The following is an 18,697-nucleotide window of genomic DNA, read 5'->3' on the forward strand; positions in this document are numbered from 1 at the left end:
ATTTGAATATATGACCGAACTTTTAGATTATTTTAAAAATTACACTTCTATTTCTGATGAAATAGAAAATTACCTAAATGAAATCATCATTGAAAAAGAATTGGCTAAAGGAGAAGTTGTCCTTTCAGATAATTCTATGAGAAAAGAACATGTTTTTGTTGCAAGTGGTTGTTTACGATCTTTTTATAAAACAGAAGATGGAAAAGAATACACGATACAATTTGCTATAAAAAATTGGTGGATTAGTGATTATATTACACTGTATACAACTGACAAATCGATAGTGTCAATAGAGAGTTTGACAGCTTCAAAAATTTTGATAATAGATAAAACTAAAGTTGAAGACTTTTATAAAAAATATCCTCAGTTTGAAACCTTCCAACGTAAAAATTTTGAAAAGCGTATCGCAACACTTCAAAAGCGAGTTTTAAGTTTGTTAACGCTTTCTGCATCAGAAAAATACAATCAATTTGTTAATGATTATGCTGAATTTGAAAAAATAATTCCTAACTACCAAATTGCTTCATATTTAGGAATAACACCACAGAGTTTAAGTAGAGTACGAAAACAAAGAATAAAAAACTAATTTATTACCATAGGTTCATTTTCACGTTCATGTGATCATATACTTTTGTCATATAAATAAAATATGACAATGAGTTTTTTAGATAAATTAAATGAGCGTTACGCTACGAAGGCGATGAATGGCGAAGTAGTTCCACAAGAAAAAATAAACAACATTTTAGAAGCTATTCGATTGGCGCCAACATCAAGTGGTTTACAACCTTTTGAAGTGTTTGTAGTGACAAACGATGAAATTAAATCAAGTATTAAAGAAATTGCTTGGAATCAATCGCAAGTAACTGATTGTTCTCATCTATTAGTATTTGCCGCATGGGACAATTATACAGAAGATCGTATTAATTATATGTTCGATTTAACAAATGAAATTAGAGGTTTTAAAAATGAAGGTTGGGAAAACTATCGTCAAATGTTATTGTCTTCGTACCCGCAAAAAGATGCAGAAACAAATTTTGAACACGCAGCAAGACAAACATATATTGCTTTTATGGCAGCCATTACTCAAGCAGCGTACGAAGGTGTAGACAGTACTCCAATGGAAGGTTTTGATCCCAATGCATTAGATAAAATTTTAAACTTACGTGAAAAAGGATTACGCAGTACACTATTGTTACCAATAGGATATAAAGATGCAGATAAGGATTGGTTGGTAAATCTTGTTAAGGTGAGAAAGCCAATAGAAAAATTAGTAACTTTTATATAATTAACTAGATAAAGATTAAAGATCATGAAGAAAAAAATAGTAATTAGTTTAGTAAGCATTATTATCCTTGTTTTTATCACGTTATATATAACAACTAGGCCAACGTCTACGGAAGATGGAGCATACACGCCATCTACATTAGCATTAATGTTAGCAACATCTTCTACAACAGATTTTGACAATACTAAATATGAAAATCCGTATACGGGAACTAAAAAAGTGTTAATGATTTGTACTGAGGAAAGAAATATGACCATGGCTAATGGGAAAAAATTTTCAACAGGAAATCACCCTGTAGAAATGCTTCTGCCAATATTACATTTAAAAAATGCAGGCTTTGATGTAGATGTTGTAACGCCAACAGGAAAACCAGTTGCAGTTGAAATGTGGGCAATGCCAGAAGATGATAAAAATGTAAAAGTGATTTATGCAGAATTTAAAAAGAAATTTGAGAACCCAGGAAGCTTGTCAAATTTTGTTCAAAATTCAATGAATGATACCTCAGAGTACGCAGCAATATTTATTCCTGGAGGTCACGGAGCAATGCTTGGTTTACCAGAAAATAAAGATTTAAATAAATTAATTCATTGGTCACATAATAACGGTTTATACACATTAGCTATTTGTCATGGTCCAGCAGCTTTGTTAGCCGCAAGTACAGATGGTGATAAAGATTCGTATATATATAATGGGTATAAAATTGCCTCATTTCCTGATACTGTAGATGCGCAAGGACCAATGATCGGTTATACACCTGGGGAAATGCCTTGGATATATGGAGAGAAGTTAAACAATTTGGGAGTCACAATTATTAATCAAGAAGCAGACAACACTGTTAATGTAGATAGAAAGTTAATTACTGGAGCTAGTCCTCAAGCAGCAAACAATTTTGGGAAATTAGCGGCAACTGAATTATTGAAAGAAGTAAAATAATAACGATCACAAAAAACATAAGAATAGCGATTTGAATTTTAACTCAAATCGCTTTCTTTTTTTAGTTCATTATGCATTCAAAAAACGTTTCAAATCATCATAATCTGCAGCTTGTATTGCTTCTTTCTCTTTATGCATAATCTCCTGAATCTGTTCAGGAATGTCTAATTTTAGACTCAAGGTCGATTCTACTGTTGGTAAAAACTTTACAGGATGAGCAGTTTCTAGAAAAACACCATATGCATCTCGTAAATCATGATTCTTTAAACCTAAATAGCCAACAGCGCCATGCGGATCGGCAATGTAACCATGTTGATTGTATATAGATTTCATGGCAACTTTCGTTTCGTCATCTGTGAAACTGTAAGATGAAAAATGCTTTTTAATCGTTGCTAAATCATTATTATACAATTCTTGAATACGAATAAAGTTACTCGGATTTCCAACATCCATTGCGTTTGAAATAGTTGCAATCGATTTCTTTGGAACGTATTCTCCACTTTCTAAATAATTTGAAACGGTATCATTTACATTCGTTGAAGCGATAAAATGTTGAATTGGTAAACCTAGTTTTTGCGCCATGATTCCAGCACAGATATTTCCAAAATTTCCACTCGGAACAGAAAAAACTATGTCTTTATGTTTTTTGTGTAATGTTTTATAGGCAAAGAAAAAGTAGAACATTTGTGGTAACCAACGTGCAATATTGATCGAGTTTGCGGATGTTAGTGTACGTTCTATTTCTGAATCTAAAAATGCAGTTTTGACCATTTCTTGGCAATCATCAAAAACGCCATCAACTTCTAAAGCTGTAATGTTTTGACCAAGCGTTGTTAGTTGTTTTTCTTGAATATCACTGACTTTTCCGCTAGGATATAAAATGACAACATCAACACCTTTTACGCCTAAAAATCCATTAGCAACTGCGCCACCAGTATCACCAGAAGTTGCCACTAAAACAGTCACTTTTTCTTCTTTATCACGATTAAAATATCCTAAACAACGTGCCATAAATCGTGCACCAACATCTTTAAACGCCATCGTTGGACCGTGAAACAATTCTAAGGTTCCAATATTATCTTCAATCGGAACAATCGGAAAATCGAAACTCAAGGTTTCTGCAATAATTTCTTTTAGAATATCTGTTGGAATATCGTTTCCGACAAATTGTTGAATTACTTCAAAAGCAATTTCTTCATGTGAATAATCGCCAATATTTTGGATAAAATCTTTTGATAATGGCGTACTGTTTTCTGGAAAGTAAATTCCTCTATCGGGCGCTAATCCTTTAATGACAGCTTCTTTAAAAGAAACTTTTGGAGCGTTATGGTGTAAACTGTAATAATTCATTTTTTATTTTTTTAAGCTTCTAGCCGTTTGCTTTTAGCTATTATTTTCTATAAGCGTCAGTTCGAGTGACAAATTTTTAATTTGGCGTATCGAGAACTATTTAGAATTTCAAAGTACTTCTCGATACTAATTTGTTTCACAAATTCACTCGAAGTGACGTTTGGTGTATAATTTTGACCCAAGACCTGTCACATTGAGCGCAGTCGAAATGCAAATCACTCAATAACCCGACAACCATTGGTGTTTATTTTTGAAACATGCACATCGTAATCGATATCAAGTGCTTTATAAGTCTCGGTCATGGTTTTTGCTACTTTTTCCGCCATTTCTTTTCCTTTGCTTAATGCAAATATAGAAGGTCCAGAACCTGAAATTCCTGCACCTAAAGCGCCACATGTAATAGCATTTTCTTTAACTTCTTTAAATCCTGGAATTAAGATAGCACGCAATGGTTCTACAATTTCGTCATGCAATGATCTACTAATTAAATCATAATCGGAAGTATATAATCCACTAATTAAACCACCTAAATTTCCTATTTGTATAATTGATTTCTTTAATGAAATATTCTGTTTCAATACCGAACGAGAATCTGATGTTTTTACTTCAATTTGCGGGTGAATTACCGTAGCAAATAACTCACTTGGCGTTGGAATTTTGATGATATCTAATGGTTTGTAACTTCTAACTAAGCTAAATCCGCCCAAAAGGGCAGGAGCTACATTATCAGCATGCGCAGTTCCACTAGCAAGTTTTTCACCTTCCATGGCAAAAGGAACTAATTCTTTTAATGTAAACGGTTTTCCAAGCAATTCATTCATTGCGTACACAGTTCCTGCCGAACTAGCCGCGCTGCTACCAATTCCGCTTCCAGCTTTGATTTTTTTATAAATTTCAATTTCAAAACCGTGATCTAAATTGAGCTTTTCAAGCATTGCTAATCCTGCAACACCAGCAACATTTTTATGAGTTTCTAGTGGTAAATCTTGCCCGACAAGTTTCGTTATTTTAATACCTTTTTCAGCAGTTTTCCGAATGATCATTTCATCACCAACAGTGTCTAAGCAAAGTCCAAGGACATCAAATCCACAGGATACGTTTGCAATGGTTGCTGGAGCAAATATTTTTAGTTCATTCATTGTTTAAAATTTTCCAATTCTAATTACATCTGCAAAAATTCCTGAAGCAGTTACTTCTGCACCAGCACCAGCACCTTTTACTTGTAATGGTTGCGCAACATAACGATCTGTATAAAATAATACTATATTATCACTTCCTTCTAAATTGTAGAAAGGATGATCAGCAGGAATGTGTTGCAATCCAACTTGTGCCTTTCCGTCTTCAAAAGTAGCCACATATTTTAAACGACAGTCTTTGTCATTTGCTTCGTTATATATTTTTTTAAAATGTGTTTCAAACTTTTCTAATGAAGCATAAAAATCATCATTTGTTGCCGTTGCTAAACTTTCTTCAGGAAGAAATGAGTTGTTTTCAATATCTTCTAATTCCATGATATAACCACTTTCACGCGCTAGAATTAATATTTTTCGAGCAACATCAACACCGCTTAAGTCAATTTTTGGGTCAGGTTCTGTGTAACCTTCTTTTTGTGCCTGAATTACAATCTCACGAAATGTATTTTCAGTACTAAAGTTGTTAAAGACAAAATTTAAACTACCCGATAAAACTGCTTGAATTTTGTGAACTCTGTCTCCAGAAGCAATCAAGTTTTTAAGCGTGTCAATTATTGGCAATCCTGCACCAACATTTGTTTCAAATAGAAATGGAGCATTGTATTTTCTGGAAATACGTTTTAAGTTTTGATAGTTTTCATATTGTGAAGCACAGGCAATTTTATTACATGTTACAACAGCAATATTGTTGCGTAAATAATGTTCGTATACTTTTGAAACCGTTTCGCTTGCTGTAATATCAATGCATATACTGTTACGAAGATTTAACGATTTTGTAGTTTCATGAAATTCAGTCAAACTTGCTTTATCTCCTTTTGCAAGTGAATCTTTCCAAGTGTTTAGATCGATTCCTTCTTCATCAAAATGCATGGTTCTTGAATTTGAAACACCTATAACTCTGATGTTCAATTTTAATTGTTTCAATAAGAAATCATTTTGCTGTTGTAATTGCGCTAAGAAACGTTCGCCAACATTTCCAACACCAATTACAAATAAATTGAGTTGTTTTATTTTTTCTTCAAAGAATTCTTCATGAAGCGCATTTAATGCTTTTTTTGCATCATCACTATTGATTACTGCCGAAATATTTTTTTCAGAAGCACCTTGTGCGATTGCTCTAATATTTACATTATTTCGCCCAAGCGTACTAAACATTTTACCACTTAAACCTTGATGGTTTTTCATGTTTTCACCAACAAGCGCTAAGATTGCTAATTGTTGTTCTACCAAAATTGGGTTTACTTTTCCAGAAGCTATTTCATATGCAAATACTTCATCAATTGCAATTTTTGCTTTGGATGCTTCTTTATCATTAATTCCAATACAAATTGAGTGTTCGGATGAAGCTTGCGTAATTAAAATAATATTTATTTTTTGTGCTAGTAATGTTTCAAATAATCGTTTTGAAAACCCTGGAATTCCAATCATTCCACTTCCTTCTAACGTTAGTAATGAAACATTTTCAATGTAACTTATACCTTTTACAGGCTGTTGTTTTCCGTTTGTATGTTTTGTAATAAGCGTTCCTTCTTCTTCAGGACTGAATGTGTTTTTTATTAAAATTGGAATTTCCTTTTTTAGCACAGGCTGAATTGTCGGCGGATAAATCACCTTTGCACCAAAGTGTGATAATTCCATCGCTTCTTGATACGATATATGTGGAATTGGAGTTGCTTGTTTTACAATTCGTGGGTTTGAAGTATACATTCCGCTTACGTCTGTCCAAATTTGCAATTGTGAAGCATGTACTGCTGCGGCAATTATTGCTGCTGTATAATCTGATCCTCCACGACCTAAAGTTGTCGTTTCGCCATTTTCAGTTGCTGCAATAAATCCAGGTAAAATAACAATTGCATGTTTGTTTTCTTTAAAATAAGTAGCACAGTTTTTAGCTGTGATCTTCATTTCTACTTGTGCATTTTCATAACTGTCAGAAGCGATAATTAATTCGCGACTGTCTTTGTAAATGCTATCAAGTTTACGAAATTTCATAATTTCCGAAATGATATATGAAGATAATAACTCTCCAAAACTTGCAATAGTAGCCAATGTTTTAGGTGTCAATTCGCGAAGCAAATAACAACCTTCATATAATGTTTCTAAATAGTTTAGTAAGCGTTTTGTATGACTTATAATTGCACTTTGATCAGTTACAGGAATTAAATCTTTTACCACTTGCATGTGTCTGTTTTCAATTTCTTGCAACAGTGATTTGTAATGTTCGTCTTTTACAGCAGCGAGTTCGGCAGTTTTCAGTAGCATGTTTGTTGTATTTCCAAAAGCGGAAACAACAACGGCAACTTTTTCATTTTGTGAAGCTTTCGATATGATTTCGATTACTTGACTTATATTTTGTGCATTGGCGACAGAAGTACCGCCAAATTTTAGTACGTTCATGGGTATTGTATTGATATGGTTATTATGGAAACTTTAAAAAGTGTTTATAGATGAGTACGTATTGTATAAATATGTGAATAAACACCGGATGGTAAAATAGCTAGACCCCAAAAGGGGTTGTAGTAGAAATTGTTACAGTTGTAGTGATAACTGTAAAGCAATTAATAAAAGTAATATTGTTTGCTACTAAGCGCATATTTTATTGTATGATATTGTTCAAATGTATTACTTTTATGGTCATTAACAAACTATAAATTTATTTTTCACGGATGTGTAGTGAAAATGCCTTTTTATTAAAAATGCACTAAAAAAGTATAGTAAATTGCAAGTGATTTCATCAAAAACGTAATCCCTTGCTTTAATAAACTTAATACATGAAGATATATTCAGCAGATCAAATCTACGAAGCAATCAATACAACTATTGAAAAGAATAAAATTACGTCCAGTGACTTACTAGAATTTGCAGGTACTCAAATTTTTAACTGGTTTCACATGCGAATGCAAGGTGCACAAGTTCCGATTCATATTTTTAGCGGAATTGGAAATAATGGTGGTTTAGGATTGGTTTTAGGAAGACAATTGCTACATCATGGATATAATGTACATACGTATGTAGTGAATTTTAGTGATAAGCGTTCGAAAGATTTTTTGGTTAATTATGATCGAATTAAAGAATTTAAAGTTTGGCCAAAATTATTGAGTTCAGGAGAGGAATTTCCTGAAATGCAGAAAGAAGATATTATTGTAGACGCCATTTTTGGAATAGGTTTAAATCGTGAAACTTCTGATTGGGTAAAAAGCTTAATTAAATATATTAATGCTTCAGCTGCCTATACAGTTTCGTTGGATGTTCCTTCAGGATTATATCCAGATCATGCACCAGAAGATAAAGAAGCAGTGATTAATAGTAATTATACCTTAACAGGACAAGCACCAAAATTGAGTTTCTTTTTACCAGAAACAGGAGTATATATGCAACAATGGGAAGCATTGGATGTTGGATTAGACTTGGAATATTTACAAACAACCGATACAGAAGTTCAATTAGTTGATAAGTTTGAAGCATTACCATTATATATTCCTAGAGAGAAATATGCACATAAAGGAACGTATGGACATAGTATGATTGTTGGTGGAAGTTTTGGAAAGATAGGCGCAGTAACTTTGGCAAGTTCGGCTTGTTTACGCGTTGGAACAGGATTAGTTACATCGTACATTCCTGAATGTGGTTACAGTATTTTACAAACTGCTTTGCCAGAAGCTATGGTAATTTGTGATAAAGGAGAAAAAAATATTTCGAGTATAAAGTATGATATTGATCCAACAGTTATTGGAATGGGCGTTGGCCTGGGAACTGATGCAGCAACTGTAAAAGCGCTAAAAGCATTTTTGAAGACCAACAAAAAGCCATTGATAATTGATGCAGATGCATTGAATATTTTGGCAACAAATAAAACGATGTTAAAATCAGTTCCTGCAAAATCTATTTTAACGCCGCATCCAAAAGAATTGGAACGTTTAGTAGGTGAGTGGTCTGATGATTTTGATAAATTAGAGAAAGCAAAAGCATTTGCTAAAAAGTATGACATTGTTCTTATTATAAAAGGAGCAAATACTATTACAATTTATGACAACTCTTTATATATAAATAATACTGGAAATCCAGGAATGGCAACAGCAGGAAGTGGTGATGTGTTGACAGGAATGTTAACTGGATTAATGGCACAAGGTTATGATCCGATTACGGCTTCAATTTTTGGAGTGTATTTACATGGAAAAGCAGGAGATATTGCACTGACAGGATTAGGGTATCAGGCATTGACTGCTAGTGATATAGTGAGAAATATAGGTGCTGCATATTTGGATTTATTCGAAAAAGAAGAAGAACCACCACAAGAAGAAGAAGCACAGTAATAAAAAAGCGCTTTGAATAATTTCAAAGCGCTTTTTTTATATTGAGTATGAATGAAAAATTTATATTTTCAATTCATTAAATAGTTCAATTAATTTTGGATTTGATGGTCTTGGAGCATCTGCGTTTACAATGTTTCCTTCTGGATCAATTAAGATAAATCTAGGAATACCTTCAATTGCGTAGTCCGTAACAAATTTAGATTTCCAAGCATTGTCAGCAATAACTTGAATACCGCCTAATTCTTTATCGTCTACCATTTTTCTCCATGTATCATACGCTTTTTTCGTATCAATTGATACTGAAACAAATTCAATGTCTTTACCATGATATTGTTTTTCAACCTTTTGTAATGAAGGAATTTCACCAATACAAGGTCCACACCAAGTTGCCCAAACGTCAATATATACATACTTTCCTTTTAAATCATCTAGTTTAGTTTTTCCACCTTTATGATTTTCATAATCAAACTTAGGAGAGGCTTTTCCAGTTACTAAGTTTTTTACTTTGTCATATTTAGTAGTCAATTCTTTCTGGAATTCTTCTTTATCAGAAATTACCTGTAACGCTTTGTATAATTTATCAGCATTCTCGTTTGAAGGCGTTAACATATAAGCCATTTGTCCGGCTAACTCATTTTTAATATTCTGCGACTTTAGCCCTTTTACCATGTCTAAACTTGTCGTCATTAATGAGTCTTCATATACTTTTTTCATATAATGACTTGTAGTAATTTCTTTATATGATTCATATAAACCAAAAGCTTTTCCGTCGTCGTAATTAAGGTCTTTTAAAGGATTTAATAAATCTTTAGAAGGCTCAAAATTCTCTTTCTTTGCAAAGTATGGGTGATAATTAGGATATCTTGAAAGGTTTGCTAAATATTCATAATTGATATTTTCTTTTTCCAAAGCAACGAAATCAGCGCTTAATCCTTTAGCATTTGTTAACGCTTCTTCCATTTTCGTTTTCGAATCTCCAATTGTTTTTAAGAAATCAGCTTCTTCTTCTGCATAAACTTCTTGAAAATTAAAATCTTCATTTGCTAGAAATTTCGATGCGATATAATTGTTTCTTTCAGCACCTTTTCCTTCATATTTAATTGTTTCATCAAATTTAGAAGCATCTAACGTTACTTTTAATTCGTCACCAGCTTGTGTGAATAATGATGTACGCTCTCTTGCGTGAATGAATGAATAATATCCGTTAGCTTCAATATGTAATGTATCAGCAAATGAACCATCTTCATTTACTTTAATTTCTTTCTTGAAATCGTTTCCAGAAATATTTATTTTATCTCCTTTTGGATTTTCAATTTTCCCAGATAGTAATACATAGTCTACTTTGGGTTCTGTTTTACACGAGAAGATTGCCAATGCCGCAATCAATAGCAATATTTTTTTCATTTTTCTAAAGTTTGTTTGGTCAAATTTAAACGATTCTTTTTTTAATCAATAAATTATTAACAATTATTTGGTTTATACCGTTTGAATTTTCACTTTTGAATTAAATTTATAGCTTCCTTTAACATGATACACAAAATAAGTTCTCAGTTGCTTGATATTAAGGATATTCAAGAATTAGTACTGTCTAACGCAAAGCTTTCTTTGTCAGAATCCGCAATGAATAAAATTGTTGCGTGTCGCGAATATTTAGAACAACGATTGAAAGATCAGAAAACACCTATTTATGGTATAAATACGGGTTTTGGTTCTTTGTGTAATGTGAAAATTTCAGATGAACATCTTTCTAAATTACAAGAAAACTTAGTAATGTCGCACGCTTGCGGAACTGGTGATCGTGTTTCTAAAGAGATTGTAAAGCTGATGTTGTTGTTAAAAGTACAATCGTTGAGTTATGGACATTCTGCTGCCCAATTGGTAACTGTACAACGTTTAATTGATTTTTATAATCATGATATTTTGCCAGTTGTTTTTGAACAAGGTTCACTTGGTGCTTCAGGTGATTTAGCACCTTTAGCTCATTTGTCTTTACCACTCTTAGGAAAAGGAAGTGTATATTATAAAGGAGAAGAAGTTCCTGCTAGTGAAGTTTTAAAAGAATTTAACTGGGAACCAATAGAATTGAAAGCAAAAGAAGGTTTAGCTCTATTAAACGGAACTCAATTTATGAGTGCGTATGGAGTTCATACATTGTTAAAAGCTTATAAGCTATCGTATTTTGCTGATTTCTTTGCATCAATTTCGTTGGAGGCTTTTGATGGACGTATAGAACCTTTTAATGATTTAATTCATTTAATTCGTCCACATAATGGACAATTAAAAACTGCTCGAAGAATTCAAGAGTTTACTGAAGGTAGCCAATTGATTTCTCAAGAAAAGAAACATGTACAAGATCCGTATTCTTTTCGTTGTGTGCCGCAAGTTCATGGTGCAACAAAAGATACATTGACATTTATAAAAAAGACATTTGAAACAGAGATTAATTCGGTAACGGATAATCCAAATATATTTATTGAAGAAAATGCTATTATTTCAGGTGGAAATTTCCATGGACAACCTTTAGCATTGGCGCTTGATTATTTGGCAATTGCTGTGGCTGAATTAGGAAACATTTCTGAACGTAGAACTTTTCAATTAGTTTCTGGTTTACGAGGTTTGCCCGATTTTCTAGTCAATAATCCAGGATTGAATTCTGGTTTTATGATTCCACAATATACAGCAGCAAGTATTGTTAGTCAAAATAAGCAATTTGCTACACCTGCTAGTATTGATTCTATTGTTTCATCTAACGGACAAGAAGATCATGTAAGTATGGGCGCAAATGCCGCTACAAAAGCTAAAAGGGTAATTGATAACGTTGAGCGTGTTTTGGCAATTGAGTTGTTCAATGCTTCACAAGCATTAGTGTTTAGAGCGCCATTAAAAAGTTCAGAATTCATTGAGACATATTTACAAATGTATCGTGAAGAAGTTCCTTTTGTAGATGAAGATAGAGAGTTGCATATTGATATAAAAAATACATTGACTTTTATGCAGAATATGGTAATTGAAGCTGAGGTATTGTTTGGTTAAAATTTCTAGGATGCTTACTTAGTCAATTCTAGAATTATAATAAAGAAATTTAAATACTTATTGTAAATACTCTTTTGCCCAACTCACAGCTTCTGGAAGCGTTTTGAAGATACTCATAGGTTTGTTGAAAAAATGCTTTTCAATTTTAACGTTATGATTGTCAATAAATTTATTCGAAACAATTGCGATAGCTTTTAAGTTTTCAATTTCAAACACTTTTAAATACATCATTGGATCAACTGCATACGAGTTTTTGCGAATAGTAATGTAAGCAAATGGTTTTTTTGGAAAGTGTTTTTGCGCAATTAATATAATTTCATGTACAGTATCAATATTAAGCGTAATACCTTCATTGAGTTGGGCAACCATATAATCTTCATAGATTTTGATTTTCCCAATACTCAAAGTATACTTTTTAATATACGAGTTTTGATGTCCGTTAGTTAACTGCAATGTTCGAAGCTTTTACTAAAGATACTTTTTTTTATTTTAAAACGAATAAATAATAGATGAACTACATGCTTTTTTTGTAATTGCATGTTTTTACTGAAAGAATACGTTTCATTTAGAATCTTTAAATAATACTTTTCTTAACGTTACTACTTTCTTTTTTTAATGGAATAATAGTGTCTAGCCAATTTATTGCTGCTCCGAGTGTAGTGAATAGTTCGTAGTTTCCGTCAAAAAAGTTTTTTTCTACGTGCGCATTTAAAGAAGAAAATTTATCTTCAGATACTACAGCAATACCTTTTAGTAGATTGTTTGCTGGAAGCATTTTATAAATTTGTGGATCAATAGAATACGAATTTTTACGATAAGAGATGTATCCGAAAGGAGTTTTAAAGTTTTCTTGAAAAAATTCAAAGAAAGGAAGCATTTCTTCTATAGATACATGTACACCTTCAAAAATTTCGCCAATAATCAAATCATTATACAAGTATAATATTCCATCATCAAAATTGTAGATGTCTCTTAATTGTTTTCCTGCAATCTGCATTATATGAGGTAGTTTTGTTTTATTTAGATTGCTAAATTACTTTTCATTTTGTAGTATTCATCCTATTTTAGTATACTTTAAGAGTATTTTAGATAAACAACCTAATTTTATCTGTAAAGAGCGCGAAAACAGGTAAAAAGAAAAATCCTGCTTTTCGAAAAAAACAGGATTTAATAATTATTTTTTAAATGTTACTATTAAGATTTAGCAGGCTTTTCTGCTTTTTCAATCTTAATAGTTAAATCATCAGTTTTCTCATCTAAGTCCATGAAAATTTTGTCACCTTCATGAATTTTTGATGTAATTATTTCTTCTGCAAGCGCATCTTCAACATACTTTTGAATTGCTCTTTTTAATGGTCTTGCTCCGTATTGTTTATCAAAACCTTTATCAGCGATATAGTCTTTTGCTTTGTCACTTAAAAGTAAATCATATCCTAAATCTTTGATTCTTGAATATAATTTAGCGATTTCGATATCAATAATTTTATGGATATGTTCACGCTCAAGTGCATTAAAGATCACAACATCATCAATTCTATTTAAGAATTCAGGTGCAAATGCTTTTTTCAATGCATTTTCAATAACACCTTTTGCATGATCATCTGCTTGTGTCTTTTTGGCATTTGTACCAAAACCAACACCAGCTCCAAAATCTTTCAATTTACGTGCACCAATATTTGATGTCATAATAATGATTGTATTTCTAAAATCAATTTTACGACCTAAGCTATCTGTTAAATAACCATCATCTAATACTTGTAATAACATATTGAACACATCTGGATGTGCTTTTTCAACTTCATCAAGTAAAATAACTGAATATGGCTTTCTACGAACTTTTTCTGTTAATTGTCCACCTTCTTCATATCCAACGTATCCTGGAGGTGCTCCAACTAAACGAGAAATCGCAAATTTTTCCATGTATTCACTCATATCAATTCTGATGAGTGTTTCTTCTGAATCAAATAACTCACGTGCTAACACCTTCGCTAATTGCGTTTTACCAACTCCAGTTTGTCCTAAAAAGATAAATGAGCCAATTGGCTTATTTGGATCTTTAAGTCCAGCACGATTACGCTGAATAGCTTTTACAACTTTTCCAACGGCTTCATCTTGACCAATAACTTTTCCTTTGATCAATTCAGGAAGTTGTGCTAATTTGTTACTTTCTGTTTGCGCAATTCTATTTACAGGAATTCCTGTCATCATTGAAACTACATCAGCTACATTTTCTTCGTCAACAGTTTCTTTGTGTTGTTTTGATTCTTCTTCCCACTTTTCTTGTGAAATAGCTAATTCTTTTTCAAGACGTTTTTCGTCATCTCTCAATTTAGCAGCTTCTTCATATTTCTGTTTTTTGACAACAGAATTCTTTAGTTCACGAACTTCTTCAAGTTGGCGTTCTAAATCAAGTATCTGTTTTGGAACATCAATATTTGTGATATGAACTCTAGAACCTGCTTCGTCCAACGCATCAATAGCTTTGTCCGGAAGGAAACGATCAGACATATATCTATTTGTCAATGTAACACATGCTTTGATAGCTTCAGGTGTATAACTAACATTGTGATGTTCTTCATACTTATCTTTAATATTCTCTAGAATTTCAATAGTTTCAGCAACAGTAGTTGGTTGTACCACTACTTTTTGGAAACGTCTCTCTAAAGCACCATCTTTTTCAATATGTTGTCTATATTCATCTAAAGTGGTAGCTCCAATACATTGCAGCTCACCTCTTGCTAATGCAGGTTTAAACATGTTAGAAGCATCTAAACTTCCTGTAGCACCACCAGCACCAACAATCGTATGAATTTCATCAATGAAAAGAATAATATCATCATTCTTTTCCAATTCATTCATCACGGCTTTCATACGTTCTTCAAACTGACCTCTGTATTTAGTTCCAGCAACTAAACTTGCCAAATCTAACGTAACAACACGTTTGTTGAAAAGAATACGTGATACTTTACGCTTTACAATTCTATTTGCTAAACCTTCAGCAATGGCAGATTTACCAACACCAGGTTCACCAATTAAAATTGGATTATTCTTTTTACGTCTGCTTAGAATTTGTGAAACACGTTCAATTTCTTTCTCACGCCCAACAACTGGATCGAGTTTTCCTTCTTCAGCCATTGCTGTAAGATCGCGTCCAAAATTATCTAGTACAGGCGTTTTTGATTTCTTGTTTACTTTTCCTCCAGTGTTAGAAGATCCAAACGGATTTTCTTTAGAAGGTTCTTGCGCTCCGCTATTATCATCATAGTCAGAGTTAGCTTGCGGCGAATCTATATAATCATCATCATTTGTTATCATATACTTAAATTGCTCTTTAACGTTATCATAATCCACTTTTAACTTATTTAAAAGTTTTGTAGTAGGATCATTTTCATTTCTTAAAATGCACAATAATAGATGTGCGGTATTGATAGAAGAACTTTGAAAAAGTTTTGCTTCTAAAAATGTAGTTTTTAGTGCTCTCTCGGCTTGGCGAGTTAAGTGTAAATTTCGCTTTTCGTTAGGAGCGACTGCCACATTTGGATTTGCAGGGCTTAAAATCTCTACTTTTCTGCGTAAATGTGTCAAATCGACATCTAATGCATTCAAAATATTGATAGCCTTGCCATTTCCGTCTCGAAGAAGTCCTAGCATTAAGTGTTCAGTACCAATGAAATCATGGCCCAAACGTAATGCTTCCTCTTTACTGTAGGCGATTACATCTTTTACTCTTGGGGAGAAATTGTCATCCATAAATCTTGTTTCCTTTCGACATTAAAATTAATACTTCGGAACGAATAATACAAAAATTGTTCCGTGATGGAAGGTTGTCAAAGCTAATAGACGAAAAAAAACAGCGAATTCAAAAATTATAATATTAAATTATCAAAAAAACTTATTAAAAATTGTTAATAAAAAAACGTTAAAATGCTGCTAGAAATCCTCGCTGAATACTAGCAAATGTTGTATATTGACCCGATTTGTAAAACTCGAAATATTAAAATATAAAATACATGGCAGAAGGAGAAAAGTTAATCCCTATTAATATAGAAGATGAGATGAAGTCTGCTTACATCGATTATTCGATGTCAGTCATTGTGTCACGTGCACTTCCAGATGTTAGAGATGGTATGAAACCCGTACATCGAAGAGTATTATTTGGAATGCATGAACTCGGAGTTAGATCTAGTTCTGCTCATAAAAAATCTGCAAGAATTGTTGGAGAAGTATTAGGAAAGTATCATCCACATGGTGATACATCTGTATACGACGCAATGGTTCGTATGGCGCAAGAATGGAGTTTGCGTTATATGCTTGTAGATGGGCAAGGAAACTTCGGTTCTATTGATGGTGATAGTCCTGCAGCAATGCGTTATACGGAAGCAAGAATGCGTAAGATATCTGACGATATGTTGGCAGATATTGATAAAGATACAGTAGATCATTCATTAAACTTTGATGATACACTAAAAGAACCAACCGTTTTACCAACACGTGTTCCTGGTTTATTAATCAATGGAGCATCAGGTATTGCTGTTGGTATGGCAACAAATATGCCACCACATAACTTATCTGAAGTTATTGATGGAATTCATGCATATATCGATAATACTGATATTGAAATCGATGAGTTGATTCAGCATGTAAAAGCACCCGATTTTCCAACAGGTGGAATTATCTATGGTTATGATGGTGTTCGTGAAGCGTTCAAAACTGGACGTGGAAAAGTTGTGATGCGAGGAAAAGCTACGATGGAAGAAGTACAAGGTAGAGAATGTATCATTGTAACTGAAATTCCATATCAAGTGAACAAAGCAGACATGATTAAGAAAACTGCTGACTTGATCAATGATAAAAAGATTGATGGTATTTCTACAATTCGTGATGAATCGGATAGAAAAGGAATGCGTATCGTTTATATCTTAAAGCGTGATGCAATTCCAAATATCGTTTTAAATAAACTTTATAAGTATACAGCATTACAATCTTCATTTAGTGTAAATAATATTGCATTAGTTCATGGACGTCCACAATTATTGAATCTAAAAGAAATGATTCATCATTTTGTAGAACATAGACATGTAGTTGTAACGCGTAGAACTGAATACGAACTAAGAAAAGCAGAAGAACGTGCACATATCTTAGAAGGATTGATTATTGCTTCTGATAATATTGATGAGGTAATTGCAATTATAAGAGGTTCGCAAAATGCTGAAGATGCTCGTAACAACTTGATCAAGCGTTTTGAATTGACAGAAATTCAAGCCAAAGCAATTGTTGAAATGCGATTACGTCAGTTAACAGGTCTGGAACAAGACAAGTTACGCGGAGAATATGACGAAATCATGAAGAGTATTGAAGATTACCGTGATATTTTGGCAAATAAGTCAAGAAGAATGGACATCATCAAAGATGAACTTGATGTCATCAAAGATAAGTATGGTGATGAAAGACGTTCTTTAATTGAATATGCTGGTGGAGATGTAAGTATTGAAGATTTAATCCCTGATGAAAAAGTAGTAATTACAATTTCGCATGCAGGTTATATCAAGCGTACTTCATTAAATGAATACAAAAGACAAAATAGAGGTGGCGTTGGTCAAAAAGGAAGTGCAACTAGAAATGAAGATTTCTTAGAGCATCTTTTTGTTGGAACGAATCACCAATACATGTTATTCTTTACACAAAAAGGAAAATGTTTCTGGATGCGTGTATATGAAATTCCAGAAGGAAGTAAAGCTTCTAAAGGAAGAGCTATACAAAACTTAATCAACATTGAAAAAGACGATAAAGTAAAAGCATTTATTTGTACACAAAACTTAAAAGACGAAGAATATATCAATAATCATTATGTGATTATGGCCACGAAAAAAGGTCAAGTAAAAAAGACACCTTTAGAGCAATATTCGCGTCCACGTACAAATGGAATTAATGCCATTACAATTAAAGAAGGAGATGAGTTACTAGAAGCGAAATTAACAACTGGAAACAGTCAAGTAATGTTAGCTGTAAAATCTGGTAAAGCGATCCGATTTGAAGAAGAGAAAACACGACCAATGGGAAGAAATGCTTCTGGAGTTCGCGGAATTAGACTCGCTAATGACAATGACGAAGTAGTTGGAATGGTTGCTGTAAACGATATGGAAAGTAATATACTAGTAGTTTCTGAAAACGGATATGGAAAACGATCTAGTTTAGAAGATTACAGAATTACCAATCGTGGAGGAAAAGGAGTAAAAACAATTTCTGTAACTGATAAAACAGGAGAATTAGTTGCTATCAAAAATGTAACTGATGAAGATGGTTTGATGATCATCAACAAATCAGGAATTGCAATTCGTATGGCAGTTTCCGACCTAAGAGTTATGGGACGTGCAACACAAGGAGTTCGATTAATCAACATTAAAGGAAAAGATTCAATTGCTGCAGTAGCCAAAGTAATGAATGAAGAGGAAGAAGAGATCGAAGACTTGGAAGGTGTTGATAACACTGAGGTTTCAGAAGATGGCACGGCTGTTGATAATAACAATGATAGTGACAACGAAACAGAAGAATAATAATAACAAACTCTCAAATTATTTTAAACATTAGAA

General features: G+C 32.8%; 13 protein-coding genes. 6 read left to right on the forward strand and 7 right to left on the reverse strand.

Annotated features, from left to right (window positions below; genetic code table 11):
• The first annotated feature begins 10 nt into the window (after positions 1-10).
• The 3 genes from ACUUYC_RS14765 to hchA all read left to right on the forward strand — a co-directional run bounded on the left by ACUUYC_RS14765 (position 11) and on the right by hchA (position 2,218).
• The gene (locus ACUUYC_RS14765; protein WP_474266966.1) at positions 11-586 is read left to right on the forward strand and encodes a Crp/Fnr family transcriptional regulator; all 576 of its coding nucleotides are present in this window, start codon (positions 11-13) and stop codon (positions 584-586) included.
• A 69-nt stretch (positions 587-655) separates the two neighbouring features.
• Positions 656-1,285 carry an NAD(P)H-dependent oxidoreductase gene (locus tag ACUUYC_RS14770; RefSeq protein WP_474266968.1) on the forward strand — a complete coding sequence of 210 codons (630 nt, stop codon included), beginning with the start codon at positions 656-658 and terminating at the stop codon, positions 1,283-1,285.
• Between the two features lie 24 nt (positions 1,286-1,309).
• On the forward strand, positions 1,310-2,218 hold the full coding sequence (gene hchA, locus ACUUYC_RS14775) for a glyoxalase III HchA (RefSeq protein ID WP_474266970.1): 909 nt from the start codon (positions 1,310-1,312) through the stop codon (positions 2,216-2,218).
• Positions 2,219-2,287: 69 nt separating this feature from the next.
• On the opposite strand, the gene thrC is transcribed toward hchA, so the two are convergent.
• The 3 genes from thrC to thrA form a co-directional block, all read right to left on the reverse strand.
• Positions 2,288-3,568, reverse strand: coding sequence for a threonine synthase (thrC, locus tag ACUUYC_RS14780; protein ID WP_474266972.1), 1,281 nt, complete (start codon positions 3,566-3,568; stop codon positions 2,288-2,290).
• Positions 3,569-3,783: 215 nt separating this feature from the next.
• Positions 3,784-4,707, reverse strand: coding sequence for a homoserine kinase (locus ACUUYC_RS14785; RefSeq protein WP_474266974.1), 924 nt, complete (start codon positions 4,705-4,707; stop codon positions 3,784-3,786).
• A 3-nt stretch (positions 4,708-4,710) separates the two neighbouring features.
• Entirely contained in the window at positions 4,711-7,158 is a 2,448-nt protein-coding gene (gene thrA, locus ACUUYC_RS14790; RefSeq protein ID WP_474266976.1) for a bifunctional aspartate kinase/homoserine dehydrogenase I, read from the reverse strand.
• Positions 7,159-7,532: 374 nt separating this feature from the next.
• Between thrA and ACUUYC_RS14795 the strand changes: the two genes are divergently transcribed.
• Positions 7,533-9,074, forward strand: coding sequence for an NAD(P)H-hydrate dehydratase (locus ACUUYC_RS14795; RefSeq protein ID WP_474266978.1), 1,542 nt, complete (start codon positions 7,533-7,535; stop codon positions 9,072-9,074).
• 60 nt (positions 9,075-9,134) lie between these two features.
• Here the strand turns inward: ACUUYC_RS14795 and ACUUYC_RS14800 are convergent, their stop codons facing one another.
• Entirely contained in the window at positions 9,135-10,478 is a 1,344-nt protein-coding gene (locus tag ACUUYC_RS14800; protein WP_474266980.1) for a TlpA family protein disulfide reductase, read from the reverse strand.
• 123 nt (positions 10,479-10,601) lie between these two features.
• Between ACUUYC_RS14800 and hutH the strand changes: the two genes are divergently transcribed.
• A complete protein-coding gene (hutH, locus tag ACUUYC_RS14805; protein WP_474266982.1) occupies positions 10,602-12,107 on the forward strand; it encodes a histidine ammonia-lyase in 1,506 nt (501 codons plus the stop codon).
• Between the two features lie 57 nt (positions 12,108-12,164).
• Here hutH and ACUUYC_RS14810 read toward each other — a convergent pair whose 3' ends face one another.
• The 3 genes from ACUUYC_RS14810 to ACUUYC_RS14820 form a co-directional block, all read right to left on the reverse strand.
• Positions 12,165-12,560 (reverse strand): STAS/SEC14 domain-containing protein, encoded by a 396-nt coding sequence (locus ACUUYC_RS14810; RefSeq protein WP_474266984.1) that lies wholly within the window; start codon positions 12,558-12,560, stop codon positions 12,165-12,167.
• A gap of 121 nt (positions 12,561-12,681) precedes the next feature.
• Positions 12,682-13,104 (reverse strand): hypothetical protein, encoded by a 423-nt coding sequence (locus ACUUYC_RS14815; RefSeq protein ID WP_474266986.1) that lies wholly within the window; start codon positions 13,102-13,104, stop codon positions 12,682-12,684.
• A gap of 197 nt (positions 13,105-13,301) precedes the next feature.
• On the reverse strand, positions 13,302-15,857 hold the full coding sequence (locus ACUUYC_RS14820; protein WP_474266988.1) for an ATP-dependent Clp protease ATP-binding subunit: 2,556 nt from the start codon (positions 15,855-15,857) through the stop codon (positions 13,302-13,304).
• 260 nt (positions 15,858-16,117) lie between these two features.
• Here ACUUYC_RS14820 and gyrA point away from each other — a divergent pair, with 260 nt between their 5' ends.
• Positions 16,118-18,661, forward strand: a complete 2,544-nt coding sequence (gyrA, locus tag ACUUYC_RS14825) for a DNA gyrase subunit A (protein ID WP_474266990.1) — start codon at positions 16,118-16,120, stop codon at positions 18,659-18,661.
• Positions 18,662-18,697 lie beyond the last annotated feature (36 nt).

The sequence above is a fragment of the Kordia sp. E genome (assembly GCF_056033805.1).

Coding starts and splice junctions, on each gene's coding strand:
- ACUUYC_RS14765 (WP_474266966.1), top strand. CDS start 11: ATGACCGAACTTTTAGATTATTTTAAAAATTACACTTCTATTTCTGAT.
- ACUUYC_RS14770 (WP_474266968.1), top strand. CDS start 656: ATGAGTTTTTTAGATAAATTAAATGAGCGTTACGCTACGAAGGCGATG.
- hchA (WP_474266970.1), top strand. CDS start 1,310: ATGAAGAAAAAAATAGTAATTAGTTTAGTAAGCATTATTATCCTTGTT.
- thrC (WP_474266972.1), bottom strand. CDS start 3,568: ATGAATTATTACAGTTTACACCATAACGCTCCAAAAGTTTCTTTTAAA.
- ACUUYC_RS14785 (WP_474266974.1), bottom strand. CDS start 4,707: ATGAATGAACTAAAAATATTTGCTCCAGCAACCATTGCAAACGTATCC.
- thrA (WP_474266976.1), bottom strand. CDS start 7,158: ATGAACGTACTAAAATTTGGCGGTACTTCTGTCGCCAATGCACAAAAT.
- ACUUYC_RS14795 (WP_474266978.1), top strand. CDS start 7,533: ATGAAGATATATTCAGCAGATCAAATCTACGAAGCAATCAATACAACT.
- ACUUYC_RS14800 (WP_474266980.1), bottom strand. CDS start 10,478: ATGAAAAAAATATTGCTATTGATTGCGGCATTGGCAATCTTCTCGTGT.
- hutH (WP_474266982.1), top strand. CDS start 10,602: ATGATACACAAAATAAGTTCTCAGTTGCTTGATATTAAGGATATTCAA.
- ACUUYC_RS14815 (WP_474266986.1), bottom strand. CDS start 13,104: ATGCAGATTGCAGGAAAACAATTAAGAGACATCTACAATTTTGATGAT.
- ACUUYC_RS14820 (WP_474266988.1), bottom strand. CDS start 15,857: ATGGATGACAATTTCTCCCCAAGAGTAAAAGATGTAATCGCCTACAGT.
- gyrA (WP_474266990.1), top strand. CDS start 16,118: ATGGCAGAAGGAGAAAAGTTAATCCCTATTAATATAGAAGATGAGATG.